This window comes from Streptomyces pacificus, from assembly GCF_011766325.1.
In the GTDB taxonomy this organism is placed as follows: domain Bacteria; phylum Actinomycetota; class Actinomycetes; order Streptomycetales; family Streptomycetaceae; genus Streptomyces; species Streptomyces pacificus.
The window spans coordinates 322,628-338,780 of the sequence record NZ_BLLG01000004.1 but is presented as its reverse complement, the minus strand read 5'-3'; the positions used below and the strand labels follow the sequence as shown (position 1 = coordinate 338,780).

Annotated in this window: 9 protein-coding genes; 6 read left to right on the top strand and 3 right to left on the bottom strand. The window is 71.2% G+C overall.

The window, feature by feature from the left end:
- Positions 1–16 precede the first annotated feature (16 nt).
- Complete coding sequence (locus tag SCWH03_RS08900; RefSeq protein WP_173263614.1) at positions 17–1,837, bottom strand: non-ribosomal peptide synthetase; 1,821 nt, start codon at positions 1,835–1,837, stop codon at positions 17–19.
- The gene (locus SCWH03_RS08895; protein ID WP_173263613.1) at positions 1,834–7,899 is read right to left on the bottom strand and encodes a type I polyketide synthase; all 6,066 of its coding nucleotides are present in this window, start codon (positions 7,897–7,899) and stop codon (positions 1,834–1,836) included. Before SCWH03_RS08895 ends, SCWH03_RS08900 begins: the two co-directional genes overlap by 4 nt.
- Positions 7,900–8,844: 945 nt before the next feature.
- Here SCWH03_RS08895 and SCWH03_RS08890 point away from each other — a divergent pair.
- Both SCWH03_RS08890 and SCWH03_RS08885 read left to right on the top strand, forming a co-directional pair.
- Positions 8,845–9,198, top strand: coding sequence for a hypothetical protein (locus SCWH03_RS08890; protein WP_173263612.1), 354 nt, complete (start codon positions 8,845–8,847; stop codon positions 9,196–9,198).
- A complete protein-coding gene (locus tag SCWH03_RS08885; protein WP_173263611.1) occupies positions 9,195–10,553 on the top strand; it encodes an MFS transporter in 1,359 nt (452 codons plus the stop codon). Before SCWH03_RS08890 ends, SCWH03_RS08885 begins: the two co-directional genes overlap by 4 nt.
- Positions 10,554–10,596: 43 nt before the next feature.
- Here SCWH03_RS08885 and SCWH03_RS08880 read toward each other — a convergent pair whose 3' ends face one another.
- Positions 10,597–11,235: a TetR/AcrR family transcriptional regulator gene (locus tag SCWH03_RS08880; protein WP_173263775.1), complete on the bottom strand. Its 639-nt coding sequence runs from the start codon at positions 11,233–11,235 to the stop codon at positions 10,597–10,599.
- 215 nt (positions 11,236–11,450) lie between these two features.
- Between SCWH03_RS08880 and SCWH03_RS08875 the strand changes: the two genes are divergently transcribed.
- The 4 genes from SCWH03_RS08875 (at position 11,451) to SCWH03_RS08860 (ending at position 15,876) form a co-directional block, all read left to right on the top strand.
- Positions 11,451–12,419, top strand: coding sequence for a tetratricopeptide repeat protein (locus SCWH03_RS08875; protein ID WP_173263610.1), 969 nt, complete (start codon positions 11,451–11,453; stop codon positions 12,417–12,419).
- Positions 12,420–13,160: 741 nt separating this feature from the next.
- A complete protein-coding gene (locus SCWH03_RS08870; RefSeq protein WP_173263609.1) occupies positions 13,161–13,817 on the top strand; it encodes a DUF6230 family protein in 657 nt (218 codons plus the stop codon).
- A gap of 93 nt (positions 13,818–13,910) precedes the next feature.
- A complete protein-coding gene (locus SCWH03_RS08865) occupies positions 13,911–14,462 on the top strand; it encodes a DUF6114 domain-containing protein (protein ID WP_173263608.1) in 552 nt (183 codons plus the stop codon).
- Entirely contained in the window at positions 14,452–15,876 is a 1,425-nt protein-coding gene (locus SCWH03_RS08860) for a hypothetical protein (protein ID WP_173263607.1), read from the top strand. The genes SCWH03_RS08865 and SCWH03_RS08860 overlap by 11 nt, the downstream gene beginning before the upstream one ends.
- Positions 15,877–16,153: the final 277 nt, after the last annotated feature.

Below are 16,153 nucleotides of genomic sequence, written 5' to 3'. Positions count from 1 at the left end.
AGGTCGAGGTGATGATTCAGTTGCTGCCGGGGGCGGCGCGGCCGCGCAGCGCGGCACGGCGGGCGCCCGCACGGCGGCGGGCCGTGCGGACCACCTCCGGGGTGGCGCCGCTCTCCTCGTCGAGCCAGCGGGCGAGGGAGGAGATGTCACGGAAGCTGAACAGGTCGGGCACGCGGACCCGGCGGTCGAACCGCCGGGTCATCAGCCGGGCGAGGCGGATGAGCAGCAGCGAGTCGCCGCCCAGGTCGTAGAAGGCGGCCCGGACGTCGATGCTCGCCGGTTCGAGGTCGAGCAGCTGGCCCCAGATCTCCGAGACCGCCACCTCGGTCGGCGTACTGGCGGCCGTCATGGGACCGTCGGAGCCGGCGGCCGGCGGCTCGGGAAGCGCGGCCCGGTCGAGCTTGCCGCCCGGTGCCAACGGCAGCGCGGTCAGGGACACGATCGTCCCCGGCACCATGTAGTCGGGCAGCTCGGCGGCGAGCCTGCCGTTGACGGCGGTCTGGAGCGCGGCGTCCACCCAGACGCCGTCCCGGGCCTTCCCCTCGGGCACGACGTAGCCGATGAGCCGGTTGCCCCGTACGGCGGCGGCGGCTTCCCGTACCTCGGGGCAGCCGGTGAGGCGGGCCTCGACCTCCTCCAGCTCGATGCGGTAGCCGCGCAGCTTGACCTGGTGGTCCGTGCGGCCGACGAACTGGAGTTCGCCGTCGGTGGTGAATGTGACGACATCGCCGGTGCGGTACATGCGCTCGCCGTCCACGAACGGGTCCTGCACGAACCGCTCGGCCGTGGTGCGGGGCCGGTTGACGTAGCCGTGGGCCAGGCCGACACCGCCGATGTACAACTCGCCGGGCACGCCGACCGGCTGCCGGTTCAGGTTCTCGTCGAGCACATAGGCACGGGCGTGGGCCGACGGCGGGCCGATCGTCGGCTCGTCCGTCGCGTGCCGCGGCACAAGTCCGAACGAGCAGAAGACGGTTCCCTCGGTGGGGCCGTAGGCGTTGAAGACCCGGTCGGCGTTGGTCTCGCGGTAGGCGCGGTCCACCAGCTTGCGCCGCAAGGGCTCGCCGCCGAACACGACGGTGCGTACGTTCGGCGGCAGATACCCGGCGTCCAGCAGGCTGTTCATCACCGACGGGATGACGTTGAGGTGGGTGACCTTGTCGACGTACCGGCTCTCCGGCAGGTGGACGGCGCTCTCCACGAGCACGACGGCGCCACCGCGGCACAGCGCGGCGAAGATCTCCATCACGGACATGTCGAAGCAGACCGAACTCGCGGCCGAGACACCGCTCAGGTCGCAGCCCTCGAAGAGCCGGTCCATCTCGGACAGCATGGCGACACAGCCGCTGTGGTGGATGGCCACGCCCTTGGGCCGGCCGGTGGACCCCGACGTGTAGATGATGTAGGCGGTGTCGCCGGGCACGACCGGCACGGGCTCCTCGCCGGGCTCGGTCGTCACCGTCTCGTCGAGCACGACCACGGTCGGCCCCGCCGGGCAGCTGGCCCGGGACGCGGGCGTGGTCAGCAGCAGACGGGTGCCGCTGTCCCGGACCATGAACGTCAGCCGCTCGGCCGGGTAGCCGGGGTCCAGGGGTACATAGCAGGAGCCGGCCCGCAGCACCGCCAGGATGCCGACGAGCAGGTCGGGAGTGCGCTCGATGCAGATGCCGACCGGGACACCCGGCCCCGCGCCGTCGGCGACGAGCCGCTCGGCCAACAGGCCTGAGCGCTCGTCCAGTTCGCCGTAGGTCAGGACGCCGGCGTCGGAGTAGACCGCCGTCGCGTCGGGGTTCTTGACCGCTTGCTCGATGAACTCGGAGTGCAGGGTCACGGTCACCGGTCCGCCTCCTCGGGGAGCCCGCCGGACGCGATGTCCTCGAGGGCCAGGTCAGGTCGGGCGATCGAGTCGAAGAGCACAGTGCGGTAGAGCGCGATCAGTGCCGTCACGGTCTGCCTTTCCAGGTAGCTCGGTTTGTACTGGACGTGTCCCGCGACCTCGCCGTCGATGTCGGCCATCGAGATCTCCAGGTCGAACTTGGCGAGGTGCCTGCGGACCTGGAGCGGCTCGAGCGGCAGGGTCCCGCCCGGCGAGACGGTGTCGCCGACGCCGTGGAAGAGCTTGACGGAGCGCGGAAAGGCGTCCGAGGACAGCCAGTTGACCACCACGTCGAACCACGGGGACCGGCCCTCGGCCCGCGGCGGCTTCAGCTGGGACGCCAGCAGGTCGAGGGGGTAGTCCATGTGCTCCAGGAGGCCGAGCGAGAAGGTGTGCACCTCGCGCAGCAGGTCGCGGAAGCTGCGGTCACCGGCGGGCTTCGCCCGCACGAGCACCGTGTTGAGGTAGTACCCGACGGCGGATTCCCAGCCGGGCTGGCCGCGTTGGGCGATGGCGGTGGCCACAACGGCGTCGTCGGTCTTCGCCGCGCGGTTGAGCGTGGCGAAGAAACCGGCAAGCACGACCGTGCTGATCGACACACCCTCGCGCACCGCGAACTCCCGGAGCAGGCGCGACTCTTCGGCGCTCCAGCGGAACGCGATGTCGCGTCCTTCGTACGTGACGCCCGGGGGCCGCTCCTTGGCGGACAGGTCGAGGTGCGCGGGCGGGTCGGCCAGCTTCTGCGACCACCAGTCCAGCGCCGCCTCGGCCGCGGGGCCGGCAAGCCACTGCCGCTCCCACTCGACGAACTCCGTGTACGGGGCGGCCGGCGCGCCCTCGGCGGCGTCCGCAGCCGCGTAGTACTCCTGGAGTTCGCGGATCATCACGTCCGCCGATGCCGCGTCCGAGGCGATGTGATGGACGAGCACCAGCAGGTAGTGGTCCGCGGGCCCACGCGCCATGAGGACGACCCGCACGAGCGGTCCGTTGTCCATGTCGAGCGGCAGATGCCCGAGGCGCGCCAGCTCCTCGCGGGCCTCTTCGTCGTCCAGGTCCGTGCTGTCGACCACCTGGAACTCGTACAGCGGCTCGTCCAGGACGACCTGGTACGGACGGCCCCCGGCCTCCACGAAGATCGTGCGCAGCGCGGGGTGCCGCTCGACCACGGCCCGTACGGCGCGGTCGAGCGCCCTCTCGTCGACCTCGGTCCTGATCCGGGCGGCGACCATGAAGTTGTAGGGCACGGCGTCCGGCGAGACCATCTGCATGAACCACAGCGAGGCCTGGCCGTGCGAGGCCGGTGCCAGTTCGAGACCGAGTCCTTCGGCGCGCAGCTGGTCCAGGGCCGGTGCGTCGGCGGGGTCGAGGAGGCCGCGCGCCTCCAGCTCCTCCACGAGTTCCTCGGCGTCCAGCTCGGAGAGGCCGTCGAGGAAGGCCGGCTGGGTGGGCCCGGCCCCGGGTGCGGGCTCGGCCGCCGCCTCGGGCTCCGGCTTCGCCACCGCGACGGGCTTCGGCAGGGCGGCCGGAGGAGTGGCCGGGGGAGTGGCCGGCCCGCCGGTGATCTCGACGAAGTGGTCGACGACCTCGGATATCGTCCGCCCGTCCAGGAAGACGACCGGCGACACCCGCTGTCCGAACAGTGCCTGCATCCTGTTGACCAGGCGGATCGCCAGCATCGAGTCCAGACCGAACTCGCGCAGACCTGCCTTGACGTCGAACCTGCTCACCGGGACGCCCAGCGCGTCGGCGAGTTCACCGAGGACGATCTCCTCAACCGGTCTGCCCTCCTTCCCCGCGGCCCCGTCCTCCACCGGGGCGACCGCGGCTTCGGTCACGGTCACCGCCGCGGCGGGGGCAGGCCCGGGGATCTGCGCGACGTCACGGCGAGGCGTCGGCGTGGTGTCCAGCCAGTAGCGGTCCTTCTGCCACTGCACGAGCGGGGTCTCCACGACCTCGACGTCGTCGGCGAACAACGAGGCGAAGGTCAGCGGAAGGCCCCTGACGTACAGGGAAGCGGCGGCCCCCAGCAGACAGCGGACGTCGCTCTCGCCGCGCCGCAGGGAGTTGACCGCGTGCACCTGGGCACCACGGCTCAGCGCGATCTCCTCGACCGCGCCGCGCAGCGTCTCGTGCGGCCCGATCTCGATGAAGGTGGAGACGCCTTCGTCGACCAGCGTGCCGATCGTCTCGGCGAACCGGACCTGGTTGCGCAGGTTGTGCACCCAGTAGTCGGCGTCGGCGACCGGGTTCACCGCGCCGGCCAGTGCCGTGGAACGGAACTCGGCGGTGTTCGGCAGCGGCGTGATGCCGTCGATGGCCTCGCGCAGTGGTTCGAGCAGCGGGTCCATGCCGGGGCTGTGCACCGGCCGCTCCACGCGGATCCGCCGGGTGGGGATCCCCTCCCGCTCCAGGTCGGCCTCCAGGGCGCCGACGGCTTCGGGCGAGCCCGAGACCGCCGCGCTGGTGGGGCTGTTGACCACGGCGATCGCCGCGTGCCCGGCATACGGCGCGAGTCTCGGCCCAAGCTCGTCCTCCGGCAGGTCGACCGAGATCATGGCGCCGGGCGCCGCCTTGCGTTCGAGCAGGTGGGAGCGGGCGACCACGACGCGGGCGGCGTCCTCCAGCGACAGCGATCCCGCGACGCAGGCAGCCGCGGCCTCGCCCAGGCTGTGACCGACCACGGCGGCCGGCCGGACGCCGAGTCCGAGCCAGACCTTCGCCAGCGAGACCTGCAGGGCGAACAGTACCGGCTGCTGGACGTCCATCTCCTCAAACCTGGCCTCGTCGGCAGGGGCCGCGAGTTGGTCGAGCACCGGGCCGCCGCCCGCCGCGCGCACGGCGGCGTCGCAGGCGTTCATCCACGTACGGAATCCGGTGTGCGAGCGCAGGAGCTCCCGGCCCATGCCGACCCACTGCGTTCCGCCGCCGGAGAACACCAGCGCAACGCGTCGGTCGACGCTGCCGGAGACTGTGCCCGTGAGCACGTCGGGGTGGGGCTGCCCTGCGGCGACGCGGGCGAGTCCGTCCAGGACGTCCTGGCGGTTGCGGGCGAACAGCGCTATGCGGTGGCTGTGGTGGGTGCGCCGTGCCGCGAGCGTGTAGGAGAGGTCGGAGACCCGCAGGCCCGCGTCACGTTCGACGTGGTTGGACAGCTCACGGCAGGTGTCGGTCAGCGCGTCGGCCGTACGCGCCGTGACGGGGACCAGATGCACCTGCTCGTCGGCCGCGATGTCGCCCCCGCTCGGCCTGGCGTGCCGCCCCCGGTCGCCCAGGAGGAACGGGCTCTGGGTGACGGTGAGTCCGGCGGTGTACAGCGCGCCGAGCGAGCCCAGCAGGGTCGAGGCCGCGTCGGCGCCGCGGGTGAGCGAGGGCAGGGTGGCAGCCGGCAGGATCTCCGACACGGACTTGAGCAGGACGGGGTGCGGGCTGAGCTCGACCACCGCGTCGATGTCGTGGTCGCGCAGGTTCGTCAGGGCGTCGACCACCCGGATCTCCTGGCGCAGGTTCTTCGCCCAGTAGTCGGGGCCGAGCTCCGCGCCGTCGACGAGTTCGCCGGTGACCGTCGAGATCATCGGGATGCGTGCGGTGCGCGGCGTGATGCCGTCGAGTTCGATCTTCAGCGGGGCCAGGACGTGGTCGACCAGCGGCGAGTGCGGGGCGTGGCCCATCCGCACCCGGTGGTTCGTGACGCCCGCGTCGGTCAGCCGCTGGACGAGGCCGTCGATCTCCTGCGGGGTGCCGGTGACCAGGGTGGAGCCGAGGCCGTTGTATCCGGACACGGTGAGTTGGCCGCTCAGATGCCGCTTGACCTCGTCCGCGGCGGTCATCACCACGATGCCCTCGCCGCGTCCCACGGCCAGTTGCTGGAGGAGCCTGCCGTGGTGGGCGGCCAGGCGGGAGGCGTCCTCGAAGTCGAGCGCACCGGCGATGTGCGACGCGGCGAACTCGCCGACGCTCTGCCCCAGGACGACGTCCGGCTCCACGCCCAGCGAGCGCCAGGCCTCGGCCAGCGCGACCTGGAGGGAGAACAGCAGGGGCTGGAAGACGTCCATGTCGTCGATGCGGCCCTCGGGGTCGAGCATCTGCTCGACGATGGAGAAGCCGAGCAACTCCCGCATCCGCTTGTCGGACCTCATCATGGACCGTCGGAACACCGGCATGCCGGCGAGCAGTTGCCTGCCCATGCCCACCCACTGCGAGCCGTTGCCGGAGAACAGGAACGCCACCCGCGGCGTGCGTCCGGTCGTCTCCCCGACGCTCAGTCCGGCGGCCGTCTCACCGGTGCCGAAGGCGTCCAGCTGCGTCCTGAGTTCGGCCATGTCGCGGGCGGCGGCCGCGAGCCGGAACGCGCCGTCGCCGGGCGCCCGGCGGCAGGCCGCGCGCAGGTCGCTCTCGTCCCGCAGCGCCCGGGCCCGCTCGGCGAGCGCCTCCCGGGAGTCGGCGGCCAGGAGGAGCAGCGAGGCCTCGGGGCGGGGCAGTTCCTCGACGGCGACATGGCAGATCGCGCCGCCGAAGCCGAACGAGCTGACCCCGCCGCGGCGCGCGTCGGACCGTCGGGGCCACGGCGTCAGCCGGTCCTGGACGGTGAGGTGGTACTCGTCGAACATGATCTGCGGGTTCGGCGCGGTGTAGTGCAGGCTCGGCGGCAGCACGCCGTTGCGCATCGACATCGCGAGCTTGACCAGGCCGACGATGCCGGCGGCCGCCTCCAGGTGCCCGACGTTGGACTTGACGGACCCGAGCCGCAGCGGCTCCGCCCGGTCGCCGCCCAGGACCGCGCCGATGGCGTTGGCCTCGATCGGGTCGCCCAGCGGCGTCGCGGAGCCGTGGCACTCGATGTAGTCCACCAAGTGCGGGGCGATGCCCGCCCGTTGGTAGGCGGTGCGGAGCATCTTCTCCTGCGCCTGGGGGTTCGGCGCGGTCATGCCGTTGCTCAGACCGTCGTTGTGGGAGGAGCTGCCCTTGATCAGGCAGTACACCGGCAGGTCCTGCTCCAGTGCTGCGCTCAGCGGGGCGAGCGCGACGACGCCGGCGCCCTCACCGCGTACGTAGCCGTTGGCGCGGGCGTCGAACGACTTGCAGCGGCCGTCCGGGGCGAGCGCGCCCATCGCGTCCATCGCGGTGTAGTAGTCGGAGACGAAGCTCAGGTTCACGCCGCCGGCGAGCACCAGATCGCTCTCGCCCAGCCAGATCGACTGGCATCCCACGTGTACGGAGACCAGCGACCCGGCGCAGGCGGCGTCGATGGCCATGCTCGGGCCCTGCAGTCCGAGGGTGTAGGAGACGCGGTTGGCGATGATGCCGTCGTGCATGCCCGTCGCGGTGTGCGGGGTGATCTGGCTGTCGGGCCCGCGGTAGTGCGCGAGGGCCGCGTAGTCGCCCCAGCAGGAGGCCATGAAGACGCCGGTGTCGCTGCCGACGAGGCTGTCGGGCGCGACCCCCGCGTCCTCCAGCGCCTCCCAGCACAGCTCCAGGACGAGGCGCTGCTGCGGGTCCATCTGCACGGCTTCGCGGGGGGAGATGCCGAAGAACAGCGGGTCGAACCGGTCGATGCCGTCGATGAAACCGCCCCACCGCACCCTGTCGTTCAGGAGCTCGCGTCGCCCGGCCGGCACCGGGCCGACCGCGTCGCCGCCCTCGACCATCAGTTGCCAGAACGAGGAGGGATCCGGTCCTCCGGGGAACCGGCAGCCGATGCCCACGATCGCGATGGGCTCATGCGATGCCGTACGGCGGGCATTGCCCGGGGCGGCGGTCTCCGCGGCACGAGGACCTTCGGCAAGCGCACGGGACAGCTGGTCGATGGTCGGATACTGCCACATCCAGGTGACCGGAACTTTCCAGCAGAGGAATTCGGACAACGAGGCGGCAAGGGCCGACAGCTTCAACGAGTCCAAACCGTACTGGTGCATCGGTGTCCGGCGGTCCACCGCATGCTCGGATAAGTCCATCAGCTCAGCAACACGCGCAATCAGAAACTTGGTTACGGCATGCGAATCTCGTGCTGCGCGCTCTTGGGGCATTTCGGCTCCTCGTCAGGGCGGACGGAATGAACTGACAGAGCTTGCGACCAGCTGATGAAGGGCTCAGGAATTGAGCCGGCCATGTGATGAGGAAGCTGCGGCACGTATGATGCCGATCCGATGGAAACGACCAGGGTCGATGACTCCCAACCTGGCGGGTCAGCGCTCAGGCGGCTGGTCGTGAGAATGGTTGATGACAGGGAGGTTTCTCTTCGCCGTGGCGAGTGCCGCGGGGGCGCCGAACGCGACAAGGCCCGTTCAGGTCAAAAGGGTGCCCTCGTCTTGCCGGGCAGGCTGTCCCCTCCCGAACAGAAAGGCATGGCGGTAGAAGAACCGGTACTCGCACCCCTGACCCCCGTCAATGCATCGTGGCTGAAACAGATCGCGCTCTGCTGGAGAATCGCTGCCCGGTAGTCCGGCCGCCGGCGTGCATCATGCCTCCTGATCGCACTGGTTCGCGACTGCACTGCCGGCGGGGACGTACACTCGCAACTCTCCGTCTGCACAACCACTGCACCGCCCCGATGCCCAAGGCACTGGCGGCATCATGAGGCCCTTGCTCGACAACTTCAGGCTGCCACCTTGTTCAGGGTGATACAAGTGTGAGCAGTGGGTCATGAGGTGTACTGGCGTGATTTGCCGCCCGAAGTGACTGGTTCACTCGCTCCTTGGGCGACGACGGCGAGCGATTCGGGCGTAGTGGGTTATAGAGGGCGTTCTCCTTCGCGAGCCGACTTCGACGTGCCACCGGCCTGTATCGGCAACCCAGTGCAGTCGCAGCAGCGGAAGCCGGCGGCGGCCGTCCCCGGGGGAGCCTTGAGCGGAGTGGGAAACCACGGAGTTCTCTTGATGCTCAGCGGATGTGCGGGACATGCTCCGGCGGCGTACACGTAGGGGGCAGGGCCGGCCTGGACAGCGGGCGAGCGGCACTGCAAGCTGCTCGGCATGAGAATCATGAACGACGAGTCGACGTCGGCTGGCGCAGACGTCCTGGTAATGGGCACCGGACGGATAGAATTCGCCACAACACGGCAGCAGCGCACAGGCGGTGCCGACGATGCCTTATCCGGCCATTCCGCACATCGCTTTGCGGCCGCGCAACCCCGCACGCCTGCAGCAGTTGCGGGCGGAGCGTTCGCCCGATCACGGCTCAGCCACCCCTTCCTTCGGGCGGTTGCCGCCGACCGGATACGCGACGGCGGGTCGGCCACCGGGCTGTCCGGCTCCGGCAGTGTCATCCGGGTGCACCCCGGCAACCGCCGGTCGGCCGGCGGCGAGTTCCCCGGGATGCCCGCATGACCGGTACAGAGGTGAGGGCAAGGCACCGGCCGGGACTGGCACTCGGGGTGCTGGCCGGGGCGCTCGCACTGGATGTGAGTGGTCTCGGGGTGCTCAACGCCGCCCTGCCGTCCGTCGGAGCCCGTTTCGACCTGGACGACAGCACGCTCCAGTGGGTCATGATTGCCTACGCCGTGACGTTCGCCGGCTTCCTGCTGGTAGGCGGCCGCCTGGCCGATGTGTTCGGCCGACGGCGGGTGTTCGAACTCGGTGTCGCACTGTTCACGGTGGCCGCGTTGGTCGGGGCTGCGGCGCCGAGCACCTGGGTGCTGCTCGGTGCGCGTGCGGTCCAGGGCATCGGCGCGGCCCTGTCGGGTCCGGCGGCACTGGCCCTGCTGACCGAGGTGTTTCCGGCCGGCCCGGCCCGCAACCGGGCCTTGAGCGTGTACGCGGCGGTCGGCGCGGCGAGCTTCAGCGGCGGGGTGCTGCTGGGCGGTGTGCTGACCCAGTTCCTCGGCTGGCGGTCGGTGCTGTGGTTCTCGGTGGTGGTGGGGGTGGCCGTGCTGGCCGCGACGCGCGCTGGGCTGCCCGGTGGTGCAGGGCGCGGCGGCCAGTTGGACCTGCCCGGTGCGATCTCGGGCACAATCGGCCTCACCCTGCTGGTCGTAGGCGCGAGCAGCAGCGGCGCGTTGGCATGGGGCTCCTTCTGCGTCGCAGTGGTGTTCCTGCTGCTCTTCGTCGTGTGCGAGCACCGCAATGCCGACCCGGTGCTTCCTCTCGGCCTCTTCCGGGTGGCATCGGTGCGGGCAGCGAGCCTGGCGGCGTTCCTCCAGTACATGGGCTCGGTCGGGATGCTGTTCTTCGCGCCGCTCTATCTGCAGGGGATGCTGGAGTACTCTCCGTTCGAGTCCGGTCTCGCGCTGGTACCGATGTCGGCGGGCGTTTTCCTCACCGCCAACTTCGTCACCGGACGCCTGCTTGCCAAGTACACGCCGCGCACGCTGATGGCCGTCGGGCTCGTCCTGATCGGCGGAGGGACAGCGCTGTGGACGAGCACACCCCACCAGGGCAGCTATCTGCTGTATGTGCTGCCCGGCCTGGTGATCAGCGGCATCGGCCAAGGACTGAACTTCCCCTCGATGACGTCCGCCGCGCTCACCGGTGTCGACCCGGAACGACATGCGGTCGCCGGGGCGGTGAATGTCGTGGCACAGCAGATCGGCGCCAGCGTCGGAGTGGCGTTCCTGGTCCTGGTCGCAGCGACCAGCGATGACCGGCTCACCGGCTACCACCTCGCCTATCTCGCAGCCGGCATCGGCTGTGCGCTCGGAGCGGCGATCATCACTCTGTCGGGGCGCCGGGCAAGCGCGTCCTGAAGAACCCTCATGCGCCGCACGGTCCACCGGGGCGGGGGCGCGGTCAGGACTCCGCCGCGCCCAGTCCGCCCAGCAGGACCGCGGTGAAGCGGCCTACCCAGTGCCGGTCGACGGGTTCGCAGCTCACCAGCGCGCGGTGGACGACCGCGCCCGCGATCATGTCGAAGATCAGATCGGCCGCCCGGGCGGCCGTGACCGGGTCGGTCTCCACCGGCAGCTCCCCGCGTGCCCGGGCTCGGGCGCGGCCCTCCAGGACCAGCCGCTTCTGCCGGTCCACGATCGACACCCTGATCCGCTCGCGCAGCGGGACGTCGGTCGTCGACTCCGCGACCACCGCCATCAGCGCGGTCCTGGCCTCGGGGCGTTCCAGCAGCGCTGCGAACTGAAGGACCACGCCCTCGATGTCCGCGGCCAGGCTGCCCCGGTCGGGCAGCTCCAGCTCGTCGAAGAGCTCCGCGACCGCGTCCACGACCAACTCGCTCTTGCCCGACCAGCGCCGGTAGACCGTCGTCTTCGCCACCCCCGCCCGGGTCGCCACATCGCCGAGCGTCAGCCTGGACCAGCCCAGCTCCACCAGTGCCGCCCTGGTGGCCCCGAGGATGGCAGCGTCCGCCTCGGCGCTGCGGGGGCGGCCGGTACGGGCCGGGGCCCGGCGGGGGTGACTGCGCATGGAGGCGACCATACCGGCCAGTAGGAAGATCGCTGTGAGCCACTTCACCGGAGCGGGAGCCCCGGCGCCGTATCGGACCAGTTACGCTACGACTCGTAGCGAAAGCGACAACCACTGACGCCGGGTGGGGACCCGGCGCAGGCGTGCGGGGCCGTACGCACGACCGCTGTACCGGCCCGGCGCTCCGAATTTTTCGCTCGTGCGCGTGGAGGGGGGAGGATGTACTCATGCAGCCTAGGAACATGTCCATGAGCGGCGTCGTCGACCTCGCCGCGGTGAAGGCGGCCGGTGAGGCCAAGGCCAAGGCCGAGCAGACGCGCGCGGAGACCGCCCGGCAGGGCGGCGGCGGTGCGGTGCCCCCGTCCGCCCTGGTGATCGATGTCGACGAGGCGGGCTTCGAGGACGACGTCCTCCAGCGCTCCGCCGAGGTGCCGGTCGTCCTCGACTTCTGGGCCGAGTGGTGCGAGCCCTGCAAGCAGCTGAGCCCGGTGCTGGAGCGGCTGGCCCAGGAGTACAACGGCCGCTTCGTGCTCGCCAAGATCGACGTCGAAGCCAACCAGATGCTGATGCAGCAGTTCGGGATCCAGGGAATCCCCGCCGTGTTCGCGGTGGTCGCCGGCCAGGCGCTGCCGCTCTTCCAGGGGATGGCGCCGGAGCCCCAGATCCGCGAGACCCTCGACCAGCTGATCCAGGTCGGTGAGCAGCGCTTCGGTCTGACCGGTCTGACCGTCGACGCGGACGCCGGTGAGCAGGCCCCCGCCCCCGCCCCTGTTGCCGGCCCGTATGACGCCGCGCTTCAGGCGGCGGTCGACGCCCTCGACGCGGGCGACCTCGGCGGCGCCGTCCGGGCGTACCGGAACGTCCTCTCCGACGACCCGGGCAACTCCGAGGCCAAGCTCGGCCTCGCACAGGCGGAACTGCTGTCCCGGGTGCGGGAGATGGACCCGCAGAAGGTGCGGCAGGACGCCGCCGACCACCCCGGCGACGTTCGGTCGCAGATCGCCGCCGCGGATCTGGACCTTGCCGGCGGCCATGTGCAGGACGCGTTCGGCCGGCTGGTCGAGGCCGTGCGCAGGACGGCCGGTGAGGACCGCGACGCCGCGCGGGTGCGGCTGCTGGAGCTGTTCGAGGTGATCGGCCCGGACGACCCGAGGGTCACGGCGGCGCGCACGGCGCTCGCCAGAGTCCTGTTCTGACCGTGCCCGTGCCGGGGCCCCGCGCATCGGCGTGGCGGGCGGCCCGGACGGAGCGGTGCCCGTGCCCGGGGCCCCGGCGTCCGGGTTCCCGGCCCGGGCGGCGCGCCCGTGCCGCCGCCCGCCGGGCCCCCGGGCGGGCGGCGGCACGGGGAGGCGGGGGTGTGGACCGGGTTGGCCGGGCAGTGGCGGATGGCGGCCCCGCTTTACCGAAAATTGGTAAAGCGGGGCCGCTGTTACTCGCAGTTACCCGCAGGGGATCGGCCGCATTGTTCTGTCCTCTTATCTGGGTGAAACTCCCTTTCCCCCGCGCTCTTTCGTGGCACCCTGGGTGTCCGGGCGGCGCCGTCTCGCCGCCGGGTGGTTATCAGTCCGTTACTAGCGAGTAACGAACCCTCTTGTGCCCCGGCTCGTCATGCACCACGATCGGCCACGCTCGGTCCATCACCGCATCCCGCCCGGCAGCCAGCCGCGTACCGCGGTCCTGGGTCCCCACCGAGCCGGTCGGCGGCAGAGGCGCCGGCCGCGGACAGGGGGGTTCCTGCCACGTCGGCAGGGCCTGTCCGACGAGGCCTCGCGAAGGCGTGGCCAGTGGTTGTCGCTCGGGGGTGATCGCCGGTGAGCCGGACGCTGCTCGCGCCAGACGCACAGGCGCTCTCCTTCCCGAGGACGTAGCACTTCTCCCATCCCAGGCCGGACTCGACGGTCCGCGCCGGAGATGTACGTCCGAGAAGGAGGAAACTTATGTCCCAGGTTCGTGGTGGGACCAGATGGAAGCGGTTCGCCGTCGTCATGGTGCCGTCCGTGGCCGCGACGGCCGCGATCGGCGTGGGCCTGGCCCAGGGCGCGCTGGCGGCTTCGTTCGCGGTGTCGGGCCAGGAGTTCAAGGTCTCGACCGACTCGCTGACGGGCAAGGGCTTCGCCCAGTACGGCGGCGTCGACATGGGCTACAAGAACGTGGCCGAGGGGGACGACCAGGTCCTCCACCCGGTGGCCATCTCGGCGTTCAAGACGGCGTCGATCCGGGGCATGTGCCAGTCGGTGGTCACCGACGTGCCGCTGCTCGGCAAGATCACCCTCAAGCTCAAGGCGGGCGGGGGCAGTGAGCCCGTCCGGGCCACCAACCTGTACCTCGATGTCACCGAGCTCGACGCGGACGCCGAGTTCAAGAACATCGACATCGGCGTCGCGGCCAAGAACACGGACGACCCCGGCATCGGCAAGGGCCCGGCGGTCAAGGACAAGACCATCATGCAGAACGGGTTCGCCCAGCAGGCCGAGGAGGTCACGCTGACGGGCGTCAAGCAGAAGGCGTGGGCCACCACGGCGGGCACCTTCAAGCTGAGCGGTCTGAGCATGCGCCTGCACAAGGGCGCCGGCTCCGGCGTCGAGTGCTACTGACCCCTGGTCCGTGCGGGCGGGCGGGGTTGCCCGAGGCGGCCCCGCCCGCACGTCTCCCTCTCTCTCCAGCAAGCCAGTTCCAGGGAGCTTTTCATGAGCGCCGAGTCACCGGGGCAGAATGAGCACTATGTCCGCGTCCTGAAGCGGCGGTTCCGCGACTGGCGGGGACAGCGGCCCTTCTGGGCGGGGCTGTTCACGCTGCTGGGCGGCATTCCGATCGCCTACTTTCCGTACGCGAGCCTCAACCTCGGTCAGATGACGGTCTCCATGGCGACGACCGGGGGCGCCGGCGCGTTGATCATCGGAGTGCTGCTGGTCACGCTCGGGCTGACGATGTGGTTCCACCACATCGTCAGGGTCTTCGCGGGTGTTGCGGCGATTCTGCTGGCGTTGATCTCGATTCCCGTGGCCAACTTCGGCGGTTTCGTGTTCGGTTTCCTGTTCGCCCTGGTCGGTGGTGCGCTCTCCATCTCCTGGGCGCCGGGCGAGCCCGCCGAACCGGAATCGGATGCGGCGCAGCCGCCCGCCCGGGCGGCGGGCGGCCACTCCGAGGCTCCGCCGGTGCCCGGCCGGCCGTACCCGGACACCGTGAGCACGACGAAGAAGCCCATCCACTCCGAAGGCGGGGGTAGCAGTGCCGGGTGACGAGACATCACTGACCGCGGCCGACGTCGAGCCCGGCCGGCCGAGGGGGCCGCGACACGCGGCCCCGAGGAAGTCCCTGCTGACCAAACTGCAGATACCCGCGGGCAAGGCGATGGCTCTCGCGGCGATGCCCACGGCGGTCTTCGTCGGTATGGGGCTCACCCCCAGGCTGGCGCTCGCCGACGACAAGCAGGACATACCCTTCGCCCCCGGCCCGTGCGTGACGCGTTCGGACGAGCCGGGGGAACCGGGGGGGCCGGAGGAGTCGCCGTCCGCGTCGGAGGCGGAGCAGCCATCCGACGAGGAGGCGGAGGCGGACAGACCCGAGCCGTCCCCGAGCGGTTCAGCCGGCTTGCGGGCCGACGGGCCGGAGCCCGGCGAGCGCCCGTCGGCCTCCGCGCCCGCCCAGCCGGACGAGGACCCGGACGAGGACCCGGCCCCGGCCCCGGACGAGTGGGCCGACCCGTCCCCGGAGCCCGCCCTGAGCACGCCCGACATCCGCGAACCGCTCGACCCGCTGGGTGTCGGCGACGCCGTCGAGGACCTCTTCGGCGGGTTCGGCCTCGACCGCCCCGGCAGGGAGCCGGAACCCGCCCAGGCGACCGGCGAGTCGGCAACCGGGTCCGCCGGGTCCGCCGGGTCCGCCGAGGAGCGGTCGGAGGAGGCCGGAGAACCGTCGAGGCCGTCGACGCCGGTCGAGGGCACTCTCTCGAAGCCCCTGGACAGGCTCTCCGGGAAGCCCGCCCTGCCCGCCGAAGACGCCACGGACGCGGCCGAGGCCACGGACGCGGCCGTGGGGCAGACCGAGGACGCCATCAGGGACGCCGCCGAGAAGGCGGGCGTCGAGGTGGCGGAGCTGGACGACGAGATCAAGGGTCTCGACCCGGTCAAGGACGGGGACATCCCCGAGGGCGCAGACGGCAAGCCGCGCTTCCCGTGCCCGACCGCCGACCCGGAGGCACTCGCCAACGCCGAGGCGGAGCCCGGCATCCCGGCGCTCCCCGACGAGCCGTGGGTGCTGGAGAGTTCCCGGCTCACCCTGAAGGGACTCGACTACCAGGGCATCGTCGAGGTGCGTACCGGCAGCGGCAGCATCAAGAAGGTCCTGAAGTTCACCGCGTCGGGCGTGGACATCAAGGACCTCCACCAGCTGGTGGAGGGGCCCGACGGCACCACGATCCATGTCAAGGCGCGGCGCGGTTCCACTTCCACCATCCGCGACGGCACGGTGACCATGTACACGGAGGAGCTGAAGGGCAACCTCTTCGGCATCATCCCCGTCACGTTCAGCCCGAAGACCCCACCGCCGCTGAACGTCCCGTTCGCCATGTTCACCGATGTCAAGGTGACCCAGGCCGCCCAGTTCGGCGGCACCTTGACCGTGCCCGGACTGCACAACTACTTCACCGGATAACCGGCCGGCGCTGCGGCGCTGCTTCCACCGCGGCGTCTTCGCGTCTTCGCGTCTTCGCGTTTGAGGGCGGCAGGGCCGCAGGGCCTCCAGAGCCGCGGTAGGAGGGCGCGGGCCGCGGTCCCGCCACGGGGCCGGGCCGCCCGGGACCGCCCGCACGAACGCGGAACCACGCGCCCGATGCGGCGCCGGTCCGCCCCCGGCAACCCGCCTCCGCACGCATGGGGGCCGCACCCGCGAGGATCCGCAGGGTGCGGCCCGCACACGCGGAAGGCCGAGC